The 20,376-nt window shown below is 66.9% G+C and carries 20 protein-coding genes and 2 pseudogenes; 10 read left to right on the plus strand and 12 right to left on the minus strand.

Going from position 1 to position 20,376, the window contains the following annotated elements; genetic code table 11:
• Positions 1 to 6: 6 nt before the first annotated feature.
• Positions 7 to 1,266 carry an acyl-CoA dehydrogenase family protein gene (locus EF294_RS10030; protein ID WP_123928976.1) on the minus strand — a complete coding sequence of 420 codons (1,260 nt, stop codon included), beginning with the start codon at positions 1,264 to 1,266 and terminating at the stop codon, positions 7 to 9.
• A gap of 371 nt (positions 1,267 to 1,637) precedes the next feature.
• Here EF294_RS10030 and EF294_RS10035 point away from each other — a divergent pair, with 371 nt between their 5' ends.
• Complete coding sequence (locus EF294_RS10035; protein ID WP_246007783.1) at positions 1,638 to 2,798, plus strand: AI-2E family transporter; 1,161 nt, start codon at positions 1,638 to 1,640, stop codon at positions 2,796 to 2,798.
• A 17-nt stretch (positions 2,799 to 2,815) separates the two neighbouring features.
• On the opposite strand, the pseudogene EF294_RS10040 reads toward EF294_RS10035, so the two are convergent.
• Together EF294_RS10040 and EF294_RS10045 are read right to left on the minus strand one after the other, a co-directional pair.
• A pseudogene (locus tag EF294_RS10040) lies at positions 2,816 to 3,197 on the minus strand (hypothetical protein).
• Positions 3,198 to 3,265: 68 nt separating this feature from the next.
• Positions 3,266 to 4,969: an LCP family protein gene (locus EF294_RS10045; RefSeq protein ID WP_123928979.1), complete on the minus strand. Its 1,704-nt coding sequence runs from the start codon at positions 4,967 to 4,969 to the stop codon at positions 3,266 to 3,268.
• Positions 4,970 to 5,428: 459 nt separating this feature from the next.
• Between EF294_RS10045 and EF294_RS10050 the strand changes: the two genes are divergently transcribed.
• Positions 5,429 to 5,758, plus strand: coding sequence for a transglycosylase family protein (locus EF294_RS10050; protein ID WP_123928981.1), 330 nt, complete (start codon positions 5,429 to 5,431; stop codon positions 5,756 to 5,758).
• 130 nt (positions 5,759 to 5,888) lie between these two features.
• Here the strand turns inward: EF294_RS10050 and EF294_RS10055 are convergent, their stop codons facing one another.
• From EF294_RS10055 to EF294_RS10065, 3 genes are all read right to left on the minus strand, one after another.
• Complete coding sequence (locus tag EF294_RS10055; RefSeq protein ID WP_185091026.1) at positions 5,889 to 7,100, minus strand: cation:proton antiporter; 1,212 nt, start codon at positions 7,098 to 7,100, stop codon at positions 5,889 to 5,891.
• Positions 7,101 to 7,226: 126 nt separating this feature from the next.
• Positions 7,227 to 7,634 carry a hypothetical protein gene (locus EF294_RS10060; RefSeq protein ID WP_123928987.1) on the minus strand — a complete coding sequence of 136 codons (408 nt, stop codon included), beginning with the start codon at positions 7,632 to 7,634 and terminating at the stop codon, positions 7,227 to 7,229.
• 113 nt (positions 7,635 to 7,747) lie between these two features.
• Positions 7,748 to 8,323 carry a MarR family winged helix-turn-helix transcriptional regulator gene (locus EF294_RS10065; RefSeq protein ID WP_246007784.1) on the minus strand — a complete coding sequence of 192 codons (576 nt, stop codon included), beginning with the start codon at positions 8,321 to 8,323 and terminating at the stop codon, positions 7,748 to 7,750.
• Between EF294_RS10065 and EF294_RS22545 the strand changes: the two genes are divergently transcribed.
• Together EF294_RS22545 and EF294_RS22445 are read left to right on the plus strand one after the other, a co-directional pair.
• Positions 8,223 to 8,783: a hypothetical protein gene (locus EF294_RS22545; protein WP_425459415.1), complete on the plus strand. Its 561-nt coding sequence runs from the start codon at positions 8,223 to 8,225 to the stop codon at positions 8,781 to 8,783. The genes EF294_RS10065 and EF294_RS22545 overlap by 101 nt on opposite strands.
• A complete protein-coding gene (locus EF294_RS22445; protein WP_281275995.1) occupies positions 8,780 to 8,914 on the plus strand; it encodes a hypothetical protein in 135 nt (44 codons plus the stop codon). The genes EF294_RS22545 and EF294_RS22445 overlap by 4 nt, the downstream gene beginning before the upstream one ends.
• An 8-nt stretch (positions 8,915 to 8,922) precedes the next feature.
• Here the strand turns inward: EF294_RS22445 and EF294_RS10075 are convergent, their stop codons facing one another.
• Positions 8,923 to 9,576, minus strand: a complete 654-nt coding sequence (locus EF294_RS10075) for a response regulator (protein ID WP_123928993.1) — start codon at positions 9,574 to 9,576, stop codon at positions 8,923 to 8,925.
• A gap of 31 nt (positions 9,577 to 9,607) precedes the next feature.
• The gene (locus tag EF294_RS10080; protein WP_123928996.1) at positions 9,608 to 10,798 is read right to left on the minus strand and encodes a sensor histidine kinase; all 1,191 of its coding nucleotides are present in this window, start codon (positions 10,796 to 10,798) and stop codon (positions 9,608 to 9,610) included.
• Between the two features lie 124 nt (positions 10,799 to 10,922).
• Between EF294_RS10080 and EF294_RS10085 the strand changes: the two genes are divergently transcribed.
• The 4 genes from EF294_RS10085 (at position 10,923) to EF294_RS10100 (ending at position 14,597) form a co-directional block, all read left to right on the plus strand.
• Positions 10,923 to 11,843: an ABC transporter ATP-binding protein gene (locus EF294_RS10085; protein WP_123928999.1), complete on the plus strand. Its 921-nt coding sequence runs from the start codon at positions 10,923 to 10,925 to the stop codon at positions 11,841 to 11,843.
• Complete coding sequence (locus tag EF294_RS10090; protein ID WP_123929002.1) at positions 11,843 to 12,646, plus strand: ABC transporter permease; 804 nt, start codon at positions 11,843 to 11,845, stop codon at positions 12,644 to 12,646. The genes EF294_RS10085 and EF294_RS10090 overlap by 1 nt, the downstream gene beginning before the upstream one ends.
• A gap of 147 nt (positions 12,647 to 12,793) precedes the next feature.
• Complete coding sequence (locus tag EF294_RS10095; protein ID WP_246007785.1) at positions 12,794 to 14,269, plus strand: S1C family serine protease; 1,476 nt, start codon at positions 12,794 to 12,796, stop codon at positions 14,267 to 14,269.
• A 76-nt stretch (positions 14,270 to 14,345) separates the two neighbouring features.
• Positions 14,346 to 14,597: a hypothetical protein gene (locus EF294_RS10100; RefSeq protein WP_123929005.1), complete on the plus strand. Its 252-nt coding sequence runs from the start codon at positions 14,346 to 14,348 to the stop codon at positions 14,595 to 14,597.
• A 62-nt stretch (positions 14,598 to 14,659) separates the two neighbouring features.
• Here the strand turns inward: EF294_RS10100 and EF294_RS10105 are convergent, their stop codons facing one another.
• Both EF294_RS10105 and EF294_RS10110 read right to left on the minus strand, forming a co-directional pair.
• Complete coding sequence (locus EF294_RS10105) at positions 14,660 to 15,805, minus strand: acyl-CoA dehydrogenase family protein (protein WP_123929008.1); 1,146 nt, start codon at positions 15,803 to 15,805, stop codon at positions 14,660 to 14,662.
• Positions 15,806 to 15,825: 20 nt separating this feature from the next.
• Positions 15,826 to 17,067: an acyl-CoA dehydrogenase family protein gene (locus EF294_RS10110; RefSeq protein ID WP_123929011.1), complete on the minus strand. Its 1,242-nt coding sequence runs from the start codon at positions 17,065 to 17,067 to the stop codon at positions 15,826 to 15,828.
• Positions 17,068 to 17,282: 215 nt separating this feature from the next.
• Here EF294_RS10110 and EF294_RS10115 point away from each other — a divergent pair, with 215 nt between their 5' ends.
• Together EF294_RS10115 and EF294_RS10120 are read left to right on the plus strand one after the other, a co-directional pair.
• Positions 17,283 to 17,639 carry an HNH endonuclease gene (locus EF294_RS10115; protein WP_123929014.1) on the plus strand — a complete coding sequence of 119 codons (357 nt, stop codon included), beginning with the start codon at positions 17,283 to 17,285 and terminating at the stop codon, positions 17,637 to 17,639.
• Positions 17,636 to 18,964 (plus strand): diacylglycerol/lipid kinase family protein, encoded by a 1,329-nt coding sequence (locus EF294_RS10120; protein WP_123929017.1) that lies wholly within the window; start codon positions 17,636 to 17,638, stop codon positions 18,962 to 18,964. Before EF294_RS10115 ends, EF294_RS10120 begins: the two co-directional genes overlap by 4 nt.
• Positions 18,965 to 19,206: 242 nt before the next feature.
• Here the strand turns inward: EF294_RS10120 and EF294_RS21660 are convergent, their stop codons facing one another.
• Together EF294_RS21660 and EF294_RS10130 are read right to left on the minus strand one after the other, a co-directional pair.
• Complete coding sequence (locus EF294_RS21660; RefSeq protein WP_221182450.1) at positions 19,207 to 19,416, minus strand: hypothetical protein; 210 nt, start codon at positions 19,414 to 19,416, stop codon at positions 19,207 to 19,209.
• Between the two features lie 121 nt (positions 19,417 to 19,537).
• Positions 19,538 to 20,376 (minus strand): annotated as a pseudogene (locus EF294_RS10130) (HNH endonuclease signature motif containing protein); the annotation flags it as partial.

A 20,376-nucleotide genomic window follows, 5' to 3' on the forward strand; every position in this document is an offset into this window, starting at 1 on the left:
CCGCCCCTACTCGCCCTGTGCTGCCCCGACTCTCACCGGCCGGCGGTCACCTGCGCTCCACGCATAGGGCAGATCCGCGCCGTTGAGGACATGATCGCCGATGGCGCGCAGCTTGAAGATCAGCGGATTGTGCACCGAGATCACCCGCGCGTTGCGCCAGTGCCGGTCCAGACGCAACCGCTCGGAGGTGATCGACGCCCCGCCGACCTCGAACAGGGTAGACGTGGAGTCGAGCACCGTCGTGATGACCGCGTGCTGGGCGCGGGCGACGTCGAACTCGACCTCGTCGAGTAGCGCCTCGTCGGTGGCACCCCCATCGAGGAGCAGATCGATCTTGCTCGCGACGTCGAGGACCAAGGTGCGCGCGGTGTAGGCAGCAGCGGCCAGGCGCCCGATGACCTGCTGCACCAACGGATCCTCGCGGGGCAGATCCGCCGCGCCGTGGGTGAAGGTGCGGGTGCGGGCACGCACCCATTCGGAGGTGTCGTCCAGCGCGCGTTGCGCGATACCCGCGAGTACCGACAACTGCACCAATTGCAGATACGACGTCGCATACGTTCGGCCGGGTGCTCCGTATCCGGCGCCGAGCAGACGATCGGCGGGCACCTCGACACCGGTGAACTCGGTGGTGCCGCTCGCGGTCAGCCGCTGACCGAAGCCGTCCCAGTCGTCGTGCTGGACAACCCCATCGGCGTCGGCGTCGACGAGAATCGAGACACGTTCTCCCCCATGATCACCGGCAACGAGGATGTGGTCGGAGTAGAGACTGCCGGTGCTGTAGTACTTGGTGCCGTCGACGCGGTATCCACCCTCGATGTCGGTCACCGTGGTGCGATAGCGGTCCACGGCGCCCACTCCGGGCTCGGTGATGGCGTTGCCGACCAGTGTGCCGTCGGCCACGGCGTACAGCCACCGCTGTCGGGCGGGCGAGTCGTCGGCGAGTAGTTGATCCTCGACGAAAGACCAGTGCACCCGAAGTGCTTGGGGCAGATTGGATTCCGCCGCCGCAAGGTCGATCAGCAGCCGGAACAGGGTCTGCACCGATGCTCCGTAACCACCGAATTCGACGGGGACACGCAGCGCACCGAACCGGACCTGTTTGAGCCATGAAATCTCGTCGTATGCGAGGCGGCGGTCCTCCTCTCGCGCGACGGCTCCCTCGGCGATCCGGGCGAACACCGGCCCGAACACGGCGTCGAGGTCGGCGTCGGTGTACTCGCCACTTGCGGGGGTGGTGCGCCCTGTGGCGCTCGAGGTCGCGGTCACGGTGGTCCTTTCATGACTCCTGCCACTGCGGTGTGCGAGTGCGAGGACAGGAGTCGTCTGGGGTCAGCGGTATGTCGTGTCGACTGTCGTGTCGGAGCCGCTGGCGCGGCATCGCGACACGAGGCTCCGACAGTCTCCGCCGCCGCTCCGCTGCCGCCCACACTTCTACGCAGCGCGCGCGCAAAGCGTGCGGATCGGAGTGACTCATGACTGCCGGTGACTTTTCTGCGCTCGCCGAGGCGGAAGCGCCCACAACAGCCATCACCCGACCTAGTCTTTGCGGAGAGCACGACACTACTGGGGCGCTCGGTGCACTACGCGCGCCCCGCCGGAGAAGGGGCACCCCCGATATGGCCAAAGGCAACGCACCCATGTCACTGCGCGCGAACCCACCAGCGTGGTCGATGCCGCGCGGCACCATCGTGCTGATCTCCATCGCCGGCATCGTGGTGGCCGTCGCGGGTATCCGATCGGTTTCGGCACTGGTGGCACCGGTCTTCTTGGCGCTGATGCTCACGGTGGCGGTGGCCCCGGCCGCGGGTTGGATGCGACGCAAGGGTTTACCGGCGTGGCTGGCCTTCGTCACGGTCCTGGTGCTGGTGTATGGAATCCTCGTGGGCCTGTTCGCCTCGCTGGCCTACTCGGTGGCGCGCCTAGCTACGATCCTGCCGAACTACAGCGACAAGGCCAACGATCTCGTCGCCTCGTTCCAGCGGTTGCTCACCTCGCACGGGGTCAGTGAACAAAAAGTGCACGATATGCTGCATCAGATCGATTCCAGCAAGATCATCGGCGCGGCCACCAACATCCTTCAGTCGACCGCCGGCCTCGCCTCGTCGTTGGTGTTGATCCTGGCGCTGCTGTTGTTCATGGCCGCCGACTCGGTCGGTTTCGGGGACCGGATGGAGTACCTACGCGCCGAGCGCCCCGACATCGCGTCGGCCTTCTCCGCCTTTGCCCAGGCCACTCGCAGTTATCTATGGGTAACCACGCTGTTCGGTCTGATCGTGGCGGTGTTCGACAGCGTGGCGCTCGCGATCATCGGCATACCGCTGCCCATCTTGTGGGGTCTGCTGTCGTTCATCACCAACTACATCCCGAACATCGGGTTCGTCATCGGCGTCATCCCGCCTGCGCTGCTTGGGCTCCTCGACGGCGGTGTGTCGACGATGCTGGTGGTCGTCGTGGTCTACAGCGTGATCAACCTCGTGATCCAGTCGGTGATCCAACCGAAGTTCGTCGGCGACGCCGTCGGGCTTTCGACCACCTTGACGTTCGTGTCGTTATTGTTCTGGGCGTGGGTCCTTGGTCCGCTCGGGGCGATCCTGGCGGTGCCGTTGACCATCATGTGCAAGGCACTGCTGCTCGACATCGATCCGTCCACCCGATGGGTCGATGTGCTGCTCAATTCCTCTGTCCCGCAACGGGTGACGACACCGTCCGACAACAACCACGAGCTCGAGAAAACAGACCCGGCAACGCCACCGGAGGACGGCCCCCGCCACACCGACTCACCCCCCCGAGACGAGTAGGGACGACCCCGAGGAGGTCAGCGGTCGGTCCACACCGGCGCTCGTTTGGCCAGGAGCGCCGACATCCCCTCCTGCGCATTGCAGGTCATCGCGTTGGTGGGCATCGTCTCGGCCATGAGGTCATACGCCCGTGTGTCGGTTTCGTCGATTTGCGGATAGAAGCCACGTTTGCCGATCGCCAGGGTCGAAGCGCTCGACCCGGCAATGCGCAGCGCGAGTTCGTGGACCGCGTCCATTATCTCCACGCAGGTGTCGAAGACAGCGCGCTCGTCGTCGAGAGTGCGGTCGACGAGCTCGCATTGGTCATGTCCAGCCGAGAAACGCAGTGTCCGTCGACAACGGGTTGCGCCGCCACGGGCGGGTCGACGTCACGATCCCTGATGGCGCATCGACAACCACCTCGACCCGGCATCAGCATTTCCCGACGGCACCGCCGCGTCCCGTCCGTTGGGGCAAGTGGCGAGAGGTCAGTCGACGCAGGGAATGGTGCTTGTGTTGACCACGGCCGGGCCGCTGTCGGGCGCGGGCCCGGAGTTGTCGGCACTGGTGTTCTGCGCCCCGTCGGAGGAGTCGTCGGTGCTCGGGGTCGCCGCCGACCCGGACTCGGGCGACGCAGCGGACTCCGACGCACCGGATGAGGATGGCGCGGACGCGGTAACCGGCACCCCGAAGGCACGCTGGACCTCGGCGCGGATCGCAACCGGATCGATGATGTTGACGTCTTGATCGTCGACGGTCGCGTACCGCACGACGGGCAGGGTCTGGAAGCTGATCTTCTGATCGGGCACGCCGATCATGTCCTGGGCCCAGGACACCACATCCCACCCCTGGGAGAAGACCACGTCATCGTCGACGACGCTCATCAGCCGGTTCAGCTTGCCGACGTCGGTGAGCGTTCCGGCGCTCTGCACCTGATGCAGGGCGGAGAGCAGGAATGCCTGCTGACGGTGGGTGCGGTCGAGGTCGCCGCGGGTCAGCCCGTGACGCTGACGCACGAAGGCCAATGCCTGCGACGCCGATAGCCGATGCATGCCCGAACTGAAATTCGCGCCCGAATAGTCGTCGGACACTGCGTGATTGAGGCAAACCTCGACGCCGCCGAGCGCCTTGGCGACGTCGTAGAAGCCGATCAGGCTGACCTCGGCGAATCGGTCGATCGGCACTCCGGTGAGGGTGCGCACCGCCTTGATCGTTGCGGTGCGGCCGGCGTCGCGGCCCTTCGCCTCGAGCGTGGCCGGATCGCTGATGCCCCCCTTGGCCAGTTGGTCCTCGGTGGCCGCCTTGGTGCGGCCGTACACCTCTTTGATCTTGGCCTGGGACACGTCCAGGTCGGGCGTCTCGACGAGGTCGTCGCGCGGAATCGAGTAGGCGACGATGTTCTTCCGGTCGGCCGGGATGTGCATCAGGATCAGAGTATTCGTGTTGTAGCCACCCGAGTCGCCGTCACCGGCATGCAGCTGTCGCATCACATCGGCGGGAAGATCGTTGCCGTTCTTGTCCTTTCGGGTGTCGAGTCCGATCAGCAGGATGTTCTGGGTGCCATCGGTCGACCGCGGCGCGCCCTGCAGCACGTTGGAGTAACCGAGCCCGCCATGAAAAGTGCTGACCCCCATCCACATCGCCCCACAGACGACGAAGGCGACAACCGAGCACACCAGGACCGCCGCTCGGGCCAGTCCGATCGCCCTGCGGCGCCCACGCGAGGCACGCACTGTTTCCGACGCCGTTCGTCGTGGTGCGCGACGCCGCACGCGATCGCGGTCTGCCGCGCTACCCCGTGCGGTGCCGCCGCGGACAGGGATGGTCCGGAATACGCCACTATTGGCCCCCACCGTGCCGTCGTCCTGGGTCGACGCGGCCGTCTCCGGCAGTTGCGGACTCGGGTGACGATCCGATCTCGGAGTCGTCGGAATGGGCCGAGTCGGGTCCTCGGAGCCCGAACGCCGGGTCGGCCGCGGTTCGGTGGGCCCGGCGCCGGGGCGATCAGCGTGATCGGAGACGTCCGGTGCCGCGGTAACCCCCCCGACGGGCGTCCAGACCGAGGTGTCCTCGTCGGCTCGGCGCTGCGCCGCCCGGCGATACACCTCGCCCGCAGTCAGCCGATGGGGCCGCCCGGCGCGATGATGCCCGGAGGACGCCCGCGACCGACGTCGATCGAACTCGCTGGCCATCCGTTCTCCACTCGTCGTCAGGGCGCCGTCGCCCGCCGCATCGTCCCCAGAAGACGGCAACGTCGGCACGTAAACCGCGCAAGGCTAACCCTCCGGACTGTGAAGGGACTGAGCACGCGCGCGCTCACCCGATCCGACCTAGACGACGAATCACGCATTCCGCCAGCAACTTTCGACATCAATTGCGCGAAACGGACAGCGCTTCAGCCACAAGCGCGTGACACGAGCCACACCGCCGCTGTGCGTTTGGTCACAAAGCAGGGCGCCGCCAACCCTGCGTCGAGGTGTGCGACACGCCGTAATGCGCAGGCGTTTCCCGGCGACTTCACAGCTTTATCTCACCGTGATGACTTTCCCCCAGGTCGCAAGCGCCGGCGTGACCTGACCGTTACCGAGCCGTAGGGTCGCCTCCGGTCCGAGAATCACCCGCCTACCACCGGGCGGATGAGGGAGGAATGGATGACGACCACCATGAAGAAGCTTGCTGCGCGCGCCGGAGTGATCGGCGCCCTGACACTGGCCCCGCTCGGCGTGGCAGCCGCGACCGCATCAGCAGATACCGGCCACAACTGGGACGCCGTCGCGCAATGTGAGAGCGGCGGCAACTGGGGCATCAGCACCGGTAACGGCTACTACGGCGGACTGCAGTTCACCCAGTCCACCTGGGAAGCCAACGGCGGCACCGGCAACCCTGCGTACGCCTCGCGCGAAGAGCAGATCCGCGTCGCCGAGAACGTGCTGGCCACCCAGGGACCGGGCGCCTGGCCGGTCTGCGGTCAGTACCTCTGATCGATAACGACGCAGCACGGATCCGGTATGTCCCGGGTCCGGCGCAGGGGACGATCCACTCCGTGGGTCGTCCCCTTGCTCGTCTCGCCAAGTTGCTCGTCTGACGGATGCCGAGGCGCGTCCCACCGCATCACGATGCCGCGGATGGCGCCGTGGTGTCCTTACGAGCGATCAACCTAGCTGCCAGGGGGAACACCAGCACCGTCGTGGCGCCCGCGGCGACGAGCGTGGAGGCCAGCGTCGGTGACATCAGATCACTGCTTGTCGCGACCTGGGTGACGGCAACGATGATCGGCAGGCCGGTGGCCGCATACAGCGCCAGCGAGACGCGTTCACGTCCGACTCGCAGGCTCGCGTCGTGGGTCACCATCCGCTCGCCCACCCACACCGGGACACCGCGGGCCACACCGATGCCGACGACCAGGATCACCCATAGCATCGGCGCCGACGCCACCGCCGACGGATCGATGTTCATGCCCGAGGTCACGAAGAAGACCGGGATGAGCAGTCCGAAGCCGATGACTTCGAGGCTCTCGACCACCCGGGTGTGCTCGGGGAGCAGGCGCCGGAGGGCGATGCCGGCGGCGAAGGCACCGAGCACCACGTCGAGATCGAAGACCGCGGCCACCGCCATGAACGCCGCGAGCAGCACCACGACGACACGGACGGGCAACTGGAAGGTGCCGCCCTCCATTTCGACGAGCGCGGCGCGCAGGGCGGGACTCCGGCCGACCCGCCGCGGTAGCGCGAACAGGATCAGGGCCGCGATGGCGAACAAGGCGAGCACGATCGCCGCACCGCCGATGTTGCGGCTGGTCAACAGCAACGACATCGCCAGGATCGGACCGAGTTCACCGACCGCCCCGTGGGCCATCACCGCGCGTCCCAACGGTTGCTCGAGCAGCCCATCGGCCTTGACGATCGGCAGCAAGGTTCCCAATGCCGTCGAGGTCATCGCGATCCCGATCGCCACGTGTGCGGTGAAATCGCCCGGCGCCACCAGCAACGCCACCGCGATCGTCGCGATGAGCAGACTCAGCAACCAGATCCCGCCCGCGAGCACGCCGGGTCTGCCCCGCAAGATCGTCGGATCGAGTTCGAATCCGGCGAGCAGGAAGAGCATGCCGAGGCCGAGCTGGCTCACCGCGGCCACCGAGTCCGGATCACTCATGGCGAGGACGTGCGGCCCGAACACCATGCCGAGAATCAGCAGCACCACCACCTCGGGGACGTAGCGGCGGGTGAGTCGGGCGACCAGCGGCGCGGCCACCGCCGCCACCGCAATCCAGAACAGGGTCACCGCGGTGGTTCGATCGGGATTCGAGGCCGCCTCGGCAAGCATGCTCACCCACGTCATCCTGCCGCATCGCTCGCGACGTGCCTATCAAGACGCGACCACCTCGCCCGCCACATCACATCATGGGCACCGGACCCGATCGCGAGGAGCGCCCCGATGATCGGTAGAGGGTCAGCTCTGCGCGGACTCCCCTGCCGCATCGCCACGATTCTCGTCCTCGCTGCCACCGTCACCGGCGGCGATCGCCGATCCGCCGAGAGCGCTGACCGCGATGCCATAGGGCAAGAATCGCACCCGGCGTCGGGGGTCGGTGTTGTGCTGATTGGCTCGCAGGGCATCGATTTCGGTGGCGAAGACCTGCTCCACTCGGGCATCGCCGCGATCATCGACGTCGAACACCGCCCAGACGCCTGCCCCGACCTCGCCCGCGGTGGTCGGTTCCGGCTTGGTGCGGCGGCTCGATGCCGCCGGTTCGGAAACGAAGCGCCCGAGGACCTGGCGCAAGCCGTCGGCGGCCTCCCGCGCGAAGCGATCGAAGTCCTCGGGGTCGAATCCGAAGTTCTCGTTGCGACCAGCCATCGTTGGGCCTTCCGTCGTTGCCTGTCGTCGGCGTCAGGCGTTGTGGTCTCCAGTGTGGCGAGCGGGACCCGACTTCGCCACCGCGATCGGTTCGATGACCGCGATGGATTCGATCACCGCGCCCGCAGCAATCCCTTATCGAGTGCGCAGAGCACCTCGAGGGCGGTCCGCAGGCTGGTCGAGCTGGATCGGCTGCGCACGGCCGACGTCTGCGTCTCCAGGGCCCCAGAAATCATGTGTGCCCAGAACTCGTGGAGTCGGGCGATGCTGTCGGGAGCGAGGTCGGCCGGATACAGCCGCACCGAGCGGACATCGCCGGGATCGGGTTCCCGGACGATCATCGCCTTGACCTCCAGAGATCGCATGACAACGCTGAAGTTGCTGCGCTGCAATCTCGTTGCGGTGGCATCCTGAGCCGGGGTGCCGCCAAGGTGACGATGCACCCACCGCATCACCGCGGCCTCGCTGCGGTTGAGAGGCACCACGCCGGATGGACCCGTGTGGTCCGCGGGGCTTGATCTCGCGACCGGACGCGCAGCATTCTCGCCGATGATGATCGTCGGCGGGGTGGCGCCGGTACTCGCGCCGCTGCTCGGCGGGTTCCTCGTCGATCCGATCGGGTGGCGCGGAATCCTCGGCGTGGTTCTCGCGATCTCGGTCATCACGCTCGTCTCGATCGCCTGCGTCATCACCGAGACCCCTGCCCCGAGATCGCCGGCTCGCACGCCGCCGCGCCGACCACCCGGGATCGACCCGCGAGCTGCGCGGGCCCGGACTTCTCCGATACAGCGGCACTTTCGCGTTCTCCTTCGCGGTGATGATGGCCCATCTCTCGACGTCGCCGTTCGTCTATCAGGACGTGATGGGGCTCTCCAGTGGCGTGTACGGGCTGGCGTTCGGGGTCAACGCAGCGGTCCTGCCGGCCGGCAGCGCACTGGCCGCGCGTGTGGTCGCCACCCGCGCGGTACGCGGGCTCGTCTCCGTCGGAATCACCGTGATGTCCACTGCCACCATCGGTTTCGCACTGCTGGTGGTGACCGACGCACCACTGCCCTGGCCATGTCGTCCGTCGGCGCCAACGCCGGCGCCGCATCGGCGGTACTGGCACCCTGCATTTCGGGCTCGGCGCACTGGTATCGCCCTTGGTGAGCGTCGCCGGACCCGACACTGCCGGCCCCCTGGCGATCGTCATGCTGGTCTGCGCGGCGATCGCGGTGTGGGCCTTCCTCGCCGCCGGCGCAGCGGCCGGGCCGCCGCGCATCGTCGAACAGACTGTGTGAGAAGAGGTTCAGACCAGACCCGCGCCGTGAACGGCGATCGCCACCTGCACACGATTGGCCGCACCAAGTTTACTGAAGATGTGCGAGATGTGCGCCTTGACGGTGGCCACACTCATGTAGAGCTCGGCGCCGATCTCGGCGTTTGACGCTCCCTTGGCCAACGCGATCGCCACCTCGCGTTCCCGCTCGGTCAGTCGCGCGATGCCGTCGCGCGCCACGACCGACCCCGATTGCTGCCCGGAGTCGACGACCTGTTTGATGAGCGCCGCGGTCACCGAGGGACTCAGCGCGGGTTGCCCGTCGAGGACGTTGCTGATGGCCGCCACGATCTGCTGCGGTGGTGTGTCCTTCAACAGGAATCCGTCGGCACCGACCGCCAATGCCCGTACCACATAGTCGTCGGCGTCGAAGGTCGTCAGCACGATGACTGCCGGCGCCGGTTCGGCAGCCTTCAGGGCGCTGGTGGCCGCGATCCCGTCCATCACCGGCATCCGCAGATCCATCAACACCAGATCGACCGGGTCGCTGCGGTGCGCGTCGAGCGCCGCACTGCCGTTGGGCGCCTCCGCGGCTATCGACAAGCCCGGTTCGGCGCCGAGCAGCAACTTCAGTCCCGACCGCACCAACGGGTCGTCGTCGACGATCATCACCCGTGCGACCACCAGCCACCTCCTCGAATCTCGGTCACCCTGATCATCCTGTTCTCGAGTCGTCTCTGCTCGTCACGGCCGACGGCAGCCAGACGTGCAGGATGAACATCCCGTCGTCGGTGCGGGTCGTCGAGGACCGGCCACCACTCAACTCCACACGTTCGCCCAACCCGATCAGCCCCAGACCCGACGCCGGCAGCGTCGGTGACCGGTCGCCGATCGGCAGCGGATTGGCCACCAGCAGGTCGATCCCACCCGAGCGTCCGGGTTCGATGCGCACGGTCACCGCCGACGCCGGTGCATGCTTACGCGCGTTGGTCAAACCCTCTTGCAGACAGCGATATAGAGTCCGTGCGGTGGTGGCCGCGACCGTCTGCAGGTCGTCGGTGCGTACATAGCTCACCCGCATACCCGCCGCCCGGCTCTGCTCGACGAGGTCGTCCACGTCGTCGCGGCCGGCCTGCGGCTGTTCCGGGTCGGCATCCCCGGGGCCCTCGCGCAGCACCCCGAGTACCTCTCGTAGTTCGGTGAGGGCCAGTCGCGAGTTCTCCTCGATCGTCGACGCGGTGTCGTGCACCTGCTCCGGGGTCAGGTCGGCACGGTAGGCCAACGCCCCGGCATACATGCTCACCGTCGAGATACGATGCGCCAGAACGTCATGCATCTCCCGTGCGATTCTCGCCCGTTCGACCGATCGCGCCTGTGCGACCTTCGCCTGCTGCTCCTGCTCGGCCAGCATGGCCCGCGAGCGCCAACTCGCCAGCAGCTCGCGCCGCGACCCGATGTACATGCCCCACGCCACCAGTACCGCGGTGATCGCGACGATGAACGAGTATCGCACCAGCGGTGATTCACTCGGATCGGGTCGATAGACGAACTCGTCGGCGACCGCGCTGCACACGACTACCAGCACGATCTGCGGCGCGATCTCACGCCACCGCCGTCGAGTGGACAACGAGACCATCGCCAGTGCCCCGGCTCCCGAGGAGCTGACCGACACCATCGCGGCCAGGTTGGTCAACGTACACACCAGGACCGGATGGGTTCGGCGCCACCAGATCGCGACGACGCACACCACACCGAGGGCCAGATCGAGGATCAGCCACCAGATCACCGGAGCACCCAGGTGATCGGTGCGTCCGATCAGCGCCACCGCGGAGATCGGAAGCATTAGCAGCAGACGCCACGTATGGCTCCACCAATTCAGCGGCGGCTGATAATCCTCGGGACGCACCCCCTCACCGTAGTGGGGGTGGTCCCCCAGCCGCCTGCACCCGACGGCCAGGCAGTATCAGACTTTCGTCGTAGATCGGGTCCATCCTCGTGCCCGATGTGCGCACCCGCCCGGCGCGGCAACGATGATCTCCATGATCACAGTGGAGAACCTCAGCAAGCGCTACGGCGAGTACGTCGCCGTCGACAACGTGTCGTTCACGTGCCGCCCGGGGCAGGTGACCGGTTTCCTCGGACCGAACGGGGCGGGCAAGTCCACCACCATGCGGGTGATGACCGGACTGACCCCGGCGACGTCGGGCTCGGCGAGGATCGACGGGCAGGCATATCGCGACATCCCCAATCCCGCCACCGAGGTCGGAGTACTCCTCGACGCGTCCGCACAGCACGCCGGACGCACCGGCGAGGAGATCCTGCGCCTGACCGCGATGACCATCGGAGTGCCCCGCACCAGGGTCGACGAGATGCTCGAACTGGTCGGCCTGACGCCGCAGGAAGCCGGCCGGCGGGTCGGCAACTATTCCCTCGGTATGCGGCAGCGACTCGGAATCGCCAACGCACTCATGGGCGATCCGCGGGTGTTGATCCTCGACGAACCCGCCAACGGCCTCGACCCGGCGGGCATCCACTGGATGCGCAGCCTGCTGCGCGGCTACGCCGATCGTGGCGGCACCGTTCTGCTCTCCTCCCATCTGCTGCACGAGATCGAGATCGTCGCCGACGACCTCGTCGTCATCGGTAACGGACGCATCGTCGCCCAGGGCACCAAGGCCGAGTTGCTCGCGGGCACCGGAACCACAGTGCGCTCTCTCGACGACCGGGCCCTCGCCGACGCGCTCGATGCCTCGGGCATCAGCGCGCAGCCGCAGTCCGGCGGCGGACTGTCCACCGACGCCGCCCCCGAGGAGGTGGGGCGAGTCGCCGCGGCGAACGCCATCGTGCTCACCGAATTGCGCGCCGGCGACGACGCCACACTCGAGGAGATGTTCCTCGAACTGACCGCCTCCACCCAACGCGAACAACCGATGACCGCAGGAGCATTCTGATGACCACCCTCACCGTTGCCCCATCCGCGCCCGCGCCGACGCGCACCACCGCCGGCATTCCGATGACCCGCCTGGTCCGGGTCGAACTCCGCAAACTCGTCGACACCCGAGCCGGATTCTGGTTGGCCGCATCCATCGGCGTGCTGTCGGTGGTCGTCGTGGTGGCAATGCTGATCGCCAACCGCAACACTCTGACCAACCTCACCTTCGGCCAGTTCTTCGGCATGATGAATATCCCGCTAAACATCATCCTGCCGGTGATGGCGATCCTGTTGGTCACCGGTGAATGGAGTCAGCGAACGGCGTTGACGACGTTCACGATGGAACCTCGTCGAGAACGGATCATCGTCGCGAAACTACTAACCGCACTGATCGCCTCGGTGATCGCCGTCGGCCTCGCCCTCGTGCTCGGGGCGGTCGGCAACGTGATCGCCGGTCTTGCCTTCGCCGATCCGGCCGGAGCCTGGTCGTTCACCGCCGCGGGGTTGGTCAATTCGTTTGTGCTGCAACTGTTCGGACTACTGCTGGGGTTCGGCTTCGCCGCGCTGATCCTGAACACTCCCGGCGCGATCGTCGCCTACTTCGTGCTGCCGACCGCGCTGACCCTCGTCAGTCAGCTGGTGCCGTGGTTCCACGACCATCTCGGAGCGTGGGTCGACACCGGATTGACCAGCGCGCCCTTGCAAACCGGGCAGTGGGCGAGCGGCGGCGAATGGGCCAAGCTCGTCGTCTCCGGAATCGTGTGGATCGGTGTCCCGCTGTTCTTCGGCGTGCTCCGCATCCTGCGCGGTGAGGTGAAGTAGCCGGGGCGACCACTACGTCGCAGTATCGCGTACATCGACACATCGAGGCGCACACCGGCAACGGTGGGCGCCTCGATGTGCGAATTGAGGGTCAATTCCACACAATCCTCTCGGATTGCTCTCAGTGATCGTGGGCAATGTGGTCTGGTGACCACAGATCGCCATCCCGACAATGATGTTCCGGGCGAAATCACTCCAGACGGAACGGAAATCTCGGGTAAACAGCAGGATTCGCGTCAATATCCGAGCGCCCCCGAGGCGCCGACCACGCCGCTGAGCCCACCGCCCCCGACCACCGGTGACACGCACCCGTACGGCCAGCACGCCGGAGGGTGGGGCCCGACCCCCGGCTACACCCCGCCTCTGTCCGGCCAGTACTCGACTGGAGGATACGAGCCTTCTGGGTACCACCCGGGTGGCCACTACCCGAGCCCCTCCACCGCGTCGATACCCGCCGGCGTCGGCGCCATGCGCCGGCCGTCGATGAAACCGATCATCGCCACCGCACTCATCGCCGGCCTGATCGGTGGCGCGGTCGCGCTCGGCGGCAATGCGCTGGTCGAGCACACCACGGCAACTGTGCCCCAGCTCACGGCTCCGCCCGCGACCACCGCAGCCGATGTGCGCCCCGGGTCGGTCACCTACGCCGCACAAACCGCGTCGAAGTTCACCGCCGACATCGAGGTGGCCGGGTCCCAGGGCACGGCAGTCGGGAGCGGGATCGTACTGTCCCCCGACGGCTACGTTCTGACGAACAATCACGTGGTGTCCGGCGTCGGAAACACTTCGGCAATCCAGGTCACCACCTCCGACCAGAAGACCTATAAGGCCTCAGTGGTTGGGACGTCGCCCTCCTACGATCTCGCCGTGATCAAGCTGCAGAATGCCGGCGGACTGACACCGGCGTCCCTGGGCAATTCCGACGGACTTCAGGTTGGCCAACAGGTCGTCGCGGTCGGCAGCCCAGAAAGCCTGTCGAACACGGTCACTTCGGGCATCATCAGCAATCTCTCGCGCACGGTCACCGCCGGAGACGAACAGGGCTCTTCGGTCGCTGTCTACAACGGGCTGCAGACCGACACCCCCATCAATCCCGGCAACTCCGGCGGTCCGCTGGTCAACCTCTCCGGGCAGGTGATCGGGGTGAATTCGGCGGTCGACACCGGCCAGGCCGCGCAGGGCGGTGTGCAGGCGTACGGTTTGGGCTTTGCCATCCCGGTCAACACCGCGCGCCGAGTCGCCAACGAGTTGCTCACCGACGGCCATGCAACCAAACCCGTTCTAGGAGTGACGGGTTCGCTATCACAATCGGCCACCTCCGACGTCGAGGGTGCGCAGATCACCAAAGTCGCGGGTGACGGAGCAGCCGCGGCCGCGGGCATCAAGTCCGGTGACGTGATCACCAAGGTGGGCGATCAACGTGTGACCAGCTACGCCGACCTGATGGCCCAGATCCTCACTCATGAACCCGGCTCGACGGTACCCATCACCGTCTCCCGCGGCGGCCAGGAGCGCGCGGTCACCGTGAAACTCGGCAGCGCCATGGACAATGCGCAGACCACAGTGCCCAGCAACGGAAACAGCAACGGCAACGGCGGCACGGGAGGCCTACCCTTCCCCTGATATCCCCACGTCCGATTCGACGGCCTGCCGTGCACCACGGTCGGTCCGGGCAATCAGACGGTCGGCATGAACATCAGTGCCACCGCGGACTTGGCCGGCCACCGAGATCGCCGCTCTGGCCGCCGGCGCCTCACCCGCCCGATCCAGTGGTCGTCGAGAGACCGTGCGACTCGTCGTCACCGCCACGCACGTCACCGCCACGCACGTCACCGCCAGGCGAGCGCTGCTGCGGCGCAGCGTGAACGCGGTGTCGATGGCCGGCCTCGCACCGGTGCGTGCGATGCTGCTTTGCAGCTCGTCGAGGACGGCGACACTCTCAGAGAAGTAGCCGGCACATGTGCCCGGCACCGACCCCGTGCATGGCCGGGCCGAGGTCGAGGCCGAGTTCGCTCAGGCCCTGGCGAGTTTCTCGATCCTCGCCAGATGAGCGTCCGCTGAACCGAATTCGTATTCGATGACGGACAGTCGCCGGAAGTAGTGTCCGATCGCGAGTTCCTCGGTCATCCCCATCCCGCCGTGCAGTTGCACCGAGCTCTGGCCGATGAATCGTGCGGCCCGGCTGATCGTGGCCTTGGCCGCCGACACCGCCGCAGCCCGCTCGGCGGGTTCGGCGCCGAGCGACAGGATCGCCAGATACTGTGCGGCAACCGCCTGTTCGAGTTCGATGTACATGTCGACCATGCGGTGCGCCAATGCCTGAAAGCCGGCGAGCGGACGTCCGAACTGCTGACGCTGGGTGGTGTAGGCAACGGTGTCGGCCAGCACCTTGCGCATCAGGCCGACCGCTTCGGAGACCACCGCGGCGGTGGCGGTGTCCCATGCGCGTTCGAGTAGTGCGAGCGCGTCGGCACCGCGGGCGATCACTGCGTCGCCGCCCACCTGCACACCGTCGAGGGTGAGGTCCGCGGCACGGCGGTCGTCGACGGTGCGGAACCCGTGCCGGGTCAGCCCGGCCGGCGTCGCGTCGCCAAGCGGGATGAGGAACAGGCCGATGCCGTCGCGGTCGTCGACGTCGCCGGAAATCCGTGCGGTGAGGATCAGCTGATCGGCGATCGGGGCGGTGGTGACAACAGCCTTGGCGCCGCGAAGAACCCAGCCGCCGTCGGACTCCTCGGCGCGGGTGGTCACATGGTGCAGCCGTCCGCCCGAGGTGTCCTCGAGCGCGGCGGTGGCCACGAGAGTCTCACCCGCGGTCACCGACCGCGCGACCTCGAGTGCACCGTCGTGTCCGGTACGCGCAAGCAGACCGGCGCCGAGGACCACCGTGTCGACGAACGGTTCGACCACGAGGGCGCGGCCGAGCGCCTCGGTGACGACCATCAGCTCCTCGGGGCCGCCGTCGTCACCGCCGACCGTCGAGGGCAAGCAGGCACCGATGACGCCTAGTTCGTCGGCAAAGGCGCGCCAGATCTGTGGTTGCCATCCGTCACCGACCTTGGCGACCGTGCGGCTCTCGGTGAGGTCGTATCGGGATTCGAGAAAGCGGGTGAGCCCGTCGGAGAGCAGTTGCTGTTCAGCGGTGAGATCGAAATCCATAGTGGGCGAAACCTTTCCGGTCAGTACTGGGGCAGGCCCAGAGCAGCCTTGGCGAGGATGTTGCGCTGGATCTCGTTACTGCCCGCGTAGATCGAGCCGGCACGGTCGTTGAGGTAGAGCAGCGGCGCCACAGCCTGCCACGGCTGCCCACTGACATATCCGTCCGCCGGCGCCACGAAATCGGCGATCGGCCCACCCGGAGCGGCGGCGTGCGGCTGATACACCCGTCCGCGGGGACCCGCCGCCTCGACGCCGAGGGTGGTGATCTGCTGACTCAGCTCGGTCGAGAGGATCTTGAGCATCGACGAGATCGCACCCGGGTTGCGTCCAGCACTCATCTCCGCGAGCGCGCGATATTCGAGAACCTCGAGAACCTTTGCGCGCATGCGCAGATCGGCGAGCTTGGCGGCGAACGTCGGCTCGTCGGCCAGCGGCACCCCCGACGGCCCGGTGACCGTCGAGGCATGATCGGTGAGGTTCTCCACCATCACCTGCAGTGCCGGCGCTGCCGCGCCGCCGCCGCGCTCGAACACCAGCAGATACTTCGCGACCGTCCAGCCGTCGTCGATCGCGCCGAGCACGTTCTTCTTGGGCACCCGCACCTCGTCGAAGAACACCTGCGCCTGCACCTGCTCACCCGAGGCCATTACCAGCGGCTGCACCTCGATGCCCGGGGAGCTCATGTCGATCAGGAGGAAGGTGATGCCCTCCTGTTTCTTCCCGGTCCGTGAGGTACGGACCAGGCAGAACATCCAATTGGCCTCGGCGGCATGGGTTGTCCAGATCTTGCTGCCGGTGCACACGAGATCGTCTCCGTCGGAGACCGCCGACATCGACAGCGAGGCGAGGTCGCTGCCGGATTCCGGTTCGGAGTAGCCCTGACAGAAGAAGACGTCGCCGGTGAGGATGCCCGGCAGGTAGAACGCCTTCTGTTCAGGGGTGCCGAAGGCGATGATCGCGTGGGCGACCATGCGGATGCCCATGGGCGACAGTGCGGGCGCACCGGCCAGCACCGACTCGCGGCTGAAGATGTAGTGCTGGGTCAGCGACCAGTCGCAGCCGCCGTGTTCGACCGGCCATGCCGGCGCGGCCCATCCACGTGTGTGCAGGATCGCCTGCCACTGCATCGAGGCCGCGTGATCGGTGTACACGCTGGTGCGCAGTCGACCGGCGGCGCGCAACTCCGGCGTCAGTTCGGCGTCGAGGAACTCACGCACCTCGTCGCGAAAGGCGATGTCGTCATCCGACCAGGTCATGTCCATACGCCGTACACCTCTGTCTATATCAAATATATAATCGGCTTCACCATACGACAGAGGTCACCGTGACCACGCAGCAGGTGCTCCGATCACGCCCGCGGCGCCGTCGACGTTCGTCGCATGCGCGGCTTTCCGACGGTCGCATGGAGGTCACACTGCCCCGGCGTGCCGGCCGGTCTCAGCGCATGAGACGCCGGTGATGGCCTACCCTGATCGTCGTGCCCGCCAACCGCACCCGTGCCCGCCGCTACGCGAAACGTCGTCGGCGCCGAATGGACGCGGTCACCGATGACCTCACCCCCGAGCAATGGGAGCAGTTGATCTCACTGTGGGGTGGATGCGCCTACTGCGAGGCTGATGGCGTTGCGCTACAGAAGGATTGCGTTCTCGCCATTTCCCGGGGCGGCCGGTACACCGCCGGTAACGTGGTGCCGAGTTGCCGGTCGTGCAACGCGGGTAAGTGCAATACCGAGGTCACCTCGTGGATGCGCCGCAAACGTCTCGACGAGAAGCGCTTTCTGCTGCGCTACGCCGAGATCTGCGCTCTGATCACCACCGACCCCGACTCGAGGTGACGAGCCAGCGACGGATCAGTGCCGTCGTCGCGTTGCTGGCCGCGGCCGGACTCCTCGTGGCGATTCTGGTGTTCCTGGTCAACAGCGGTCTGCACTTCGTGCTCGGCGTGGCGGGTCTGGCCGTCGCCGCACTCGGCGCGTGGTGGGCGATCACCGAACGCGGGGTACGACGCGGTGTCGGTATCGGCGTCGGGATGCTCGGGGTCGCAGCGCTCATCAGTGCGTTGGTGCTGGCCGTCGTTGATTCCGGCGCTTTTGTCGTGCACCTGTTCGTCGCCGTCGCGCTCGGGGTGATCGCGGTCGCCTCGGCCCGTTACGCTTTGACGCCGCATCTGCACGAGCTGGATCTGATGCACGCGCCGTGGCGGCCCCGGCATCCGGTTCTGATCTGCAACCCGAAATCCGGTGGCGGCAAGGTCGATAGGTTTGAACTCGTCGAGGCAGCACACCGGATCGGTGTCGAGACCGTCGTCCTGGGACCCGACGACGACCTCGAGCAACTCGCACGTGACGCGGTGGCGCGTGGTGCGGACTGTCTGGGGATGGCCGGCGGTGACGGTTCGCAGGCGCTCGTCGCCGCCATCGCGATCGAGCACGACCTGCCGTTCGTCTGCGTCGGCGCGGGCACCCGCAACCATTTCGCCCTGGATCTCGGGCTCGATCGGTCCGACCCACGGCGCAACGTCCATGCCTTCTCCGACGGCGTGATCCGCCGCGTCGATTACGCCACCGTCAACGGACGCCTGTTCGTCAACAACGTCTCGCTCGGCGTGTATGCAACGATCGTGCAGCAGGACTCCTACCGTGACGACAAGGCTCACACCACCACGGCGCTGCTGCCCGAACTTCTCGGCAACACCGCAGAACCGTTCGACCTGCACTTCACGTCGGCCGACGGCACTACGGTCGACGGCGCATTCCTGATCTTGGTGTCCAACAACCCCTATTCCGGCGCCCCTCTCGACGCCGGTGAGCGACGACGGATGGATACCGGCCTCCTCGGCCTCGTCGCCGTGTCGCCGCGCACCGGCGCCGAAGCGGCCACACTGGTCGCCCTGTCGGCCGTCGGCCTGCGCAAGACCAGTCCACACTGGCACGAGTTCACCACCCCAACCTTCGAGGTCTCCTCGGCTGGTGGCACCACCTACGCGGGCGTCGATGGGGAGGCCGTCGAACTCACCACCCCGCTGCGATTCCGCAGCCACCACAAGGGTTTGCGTCTACTCGTGCCCTCCGACAATCCGCTCGCCGAATCCCGCCGCCGCGCCCGCGACGTCAGTGTCCGGGCGCTGGTGCAGATCGCTGCGGGCCGACCGCCAGGCTGATCACCGCCCGTCGATCAATCAACCGCTGCGGTTCTCCTCGATCTGACGCAGCCGGTTGATCTCGGTGCTGAGGGCCGATCTCAACTCGGGGTGCGCAGCCGACAGGGCGTTGTCGGGTTCATGCCAGCACTCCTGCGGATGGCTTCACATCGGCATCCCCACCCGGTCCGCGGGCTCCCAGGTGTAGCGCGGCCGGATGTGAGCGTGCAGGATCGGGTGTGTGTTGGCGAGGATCTCTGTGTTCATGCGCCGAAACCCGGATCATGTGCCGCGCATACGGTCTCGACGGCGGTGGCGATCAGATTCACGTCGGCTAGGAATCGAAGGCGCTCGGCTCGAGGAAGTGCGGAGAGTCCTTCGACCCCAGGAGACTTCGTCAACGCCAGCGAGTATCCCGGCAGGAACTGTACGTCCCCGATGACCGCGAATGCCGCATCGAGTTCGGCTAGCACGGTCGGGTTCCGCCCGGTGGTCGAGGCGCCCTTTCCCCCGATGGTCGAGGTGTGAGGCGCGTGCGCCGATTCTCGAGATCTCTTGCACCACAGCTCGTTCCACGCCACAGGAGAGAGACCGTCACCGCGGATAGGTGACGATCACCTGCCCCGTCCGTCGGTTCCGCCACTCCACCCGCCGATCCAGAAGGAGCGTCGGCAGCCACTCCCCAAGATGTTTGCGCTGATGATCGGCCCGGCACAGTGGGATGAGGTCACCGAGTACTGTCCAGCCTCCGGCTTCGGGGTCGGTGTGGTTGAAGGGTCGCCAGTGGTCGAGGTCGCACAGGTGTGAGGGCATGCCGCAGTACGGGTATCGGCACCAGGCGTCGTTGGCCAGCACCTCAGCGCGCAGTGTGGCGCTGGGTGCATAGGTCAATGCCCCAGGTGGTGGCACGGTGTGGCCACCGTGTCCGGTGGGATCCTCGGGCGGGGCCTGTGCGCGGTTGGATATCTGGGGGATCAACGGTCCAGCCGTGCGTACGGATTCGGGGTAGTGGATGGTTTTCGCTATCTCGGCGAGGGTGGCCGCGTAGTCGCGGTCGATCGGCCCGTATCCCTGCAACCGGGGGACGAGAATCCCGTCCGGGTCCTTCAACACGGTCAGTACGGGTGCACCGGGTACCACCAGGGCCCGCCCGAAGGCCATCGGAACCTCATCCGGGGTGGGCTCATCCATCGGGTCGGCGATGTCGGGTTCGACGACGGGCTCCTCCGCATCGACAACCTCCTGCGCAGCGCGGGGCTCCGGCGCGACGGAAGGTTCGACTCTTCGATTTCAGGCGCATCCGCGTCAGCGGGTTCGGGGAGCACGTCGTCCCACGCTGCCGCGTCCTCGGCATCAGCGGGTGTTTCGGCCGACCCGTTGCTGTCGGTGCCGCCACCTCGTTTTGGGCAATCATCTTGTCCGCATTCGCAGTC

Origin of the sequence: Gordonia oryzae (genome assembly GCF_003797185.1) — a bacterium.
GTDB lineage: Bacteria > Actinomycetota > Actinomycetes > Mycobacteriales > Mycobacteriaceae > Gordonia > Gordonia oryzae.

Excerpts from the sequence above, each read along its gene's own strand:
- EF294_RS10035 (WP_246007783.1), top strand. The coding sequence starts at position 1,638 with ATGTCACTGCGCGCGAACCCACCAGCGTGGTCGATGCCGCGCGGCACC.
- EF294_RS10045 (WP_123928979.1), bottom strand. The coding sequence starts at position 4,969 with ATGGCCAGCGAGTTCGATCGACGTCGGTCGCGGGCGTCCTCCGGGCAT.
- EF294_RS10050 (WP_123928981.1), top strand. The coding sequence starts at position 5,429 with ATGACGACCACCATGAAGAAGCTTGCTGCGCGCGCCGGAGTGATCGGC.
- EF294_RS10055 (WP_185091026.1), bottom strand. The coding sequence starts at position 7,100 with ATGCTTGCCGAGGCGGCCTCGAATCCCGATCGAACCACCGCGGTGACC.
- EF294_RS10060 (WP_123928987.1), bottom strand. The coding sequence starts at position 7,634 with ATGGCTGGTCGCAACGAGAACTTCGGATTCGACCCCGAGGACTTCGAT.
- EF294_RS10065 (WP_246007784.1), bottom strand. The coding sequence starts at position 8,323 with ATGACGCAGGCGATCGAGACGAGCGTGATGACCGAGATCGCGAGAACC.
- EF294_RS10085 (WP_123928999.1), top strand. The coding sequence starts at position 10,923 with ATGATCTCCATGATCACAGTGGAGAACCTCAGCAAGCGCTACGGCGAG.
- EF294_RS10090 (WP_123929002.1), top strand. The coding sequence starts at position 11,843 with ATGACCACCCTCACCGTTGCCCCATCCGCGCCCGCGCCGACGCGCACC.
- EF294_RS10105 (WP_123929008.1), bottom strand. The coding sequence starts at position 15,805 with ATGGATTTCGATCTCACCGCTGAACAGCAACTGCTCTCCGACGGGCTC.
- EF294_RS10110 (WP_123929011.1), bottom strand. The coding sequence starts at position 17,067 with ATGGACATGACCTGGTCGGATGACGACATCGCCTTTCGCGACGAGGTG.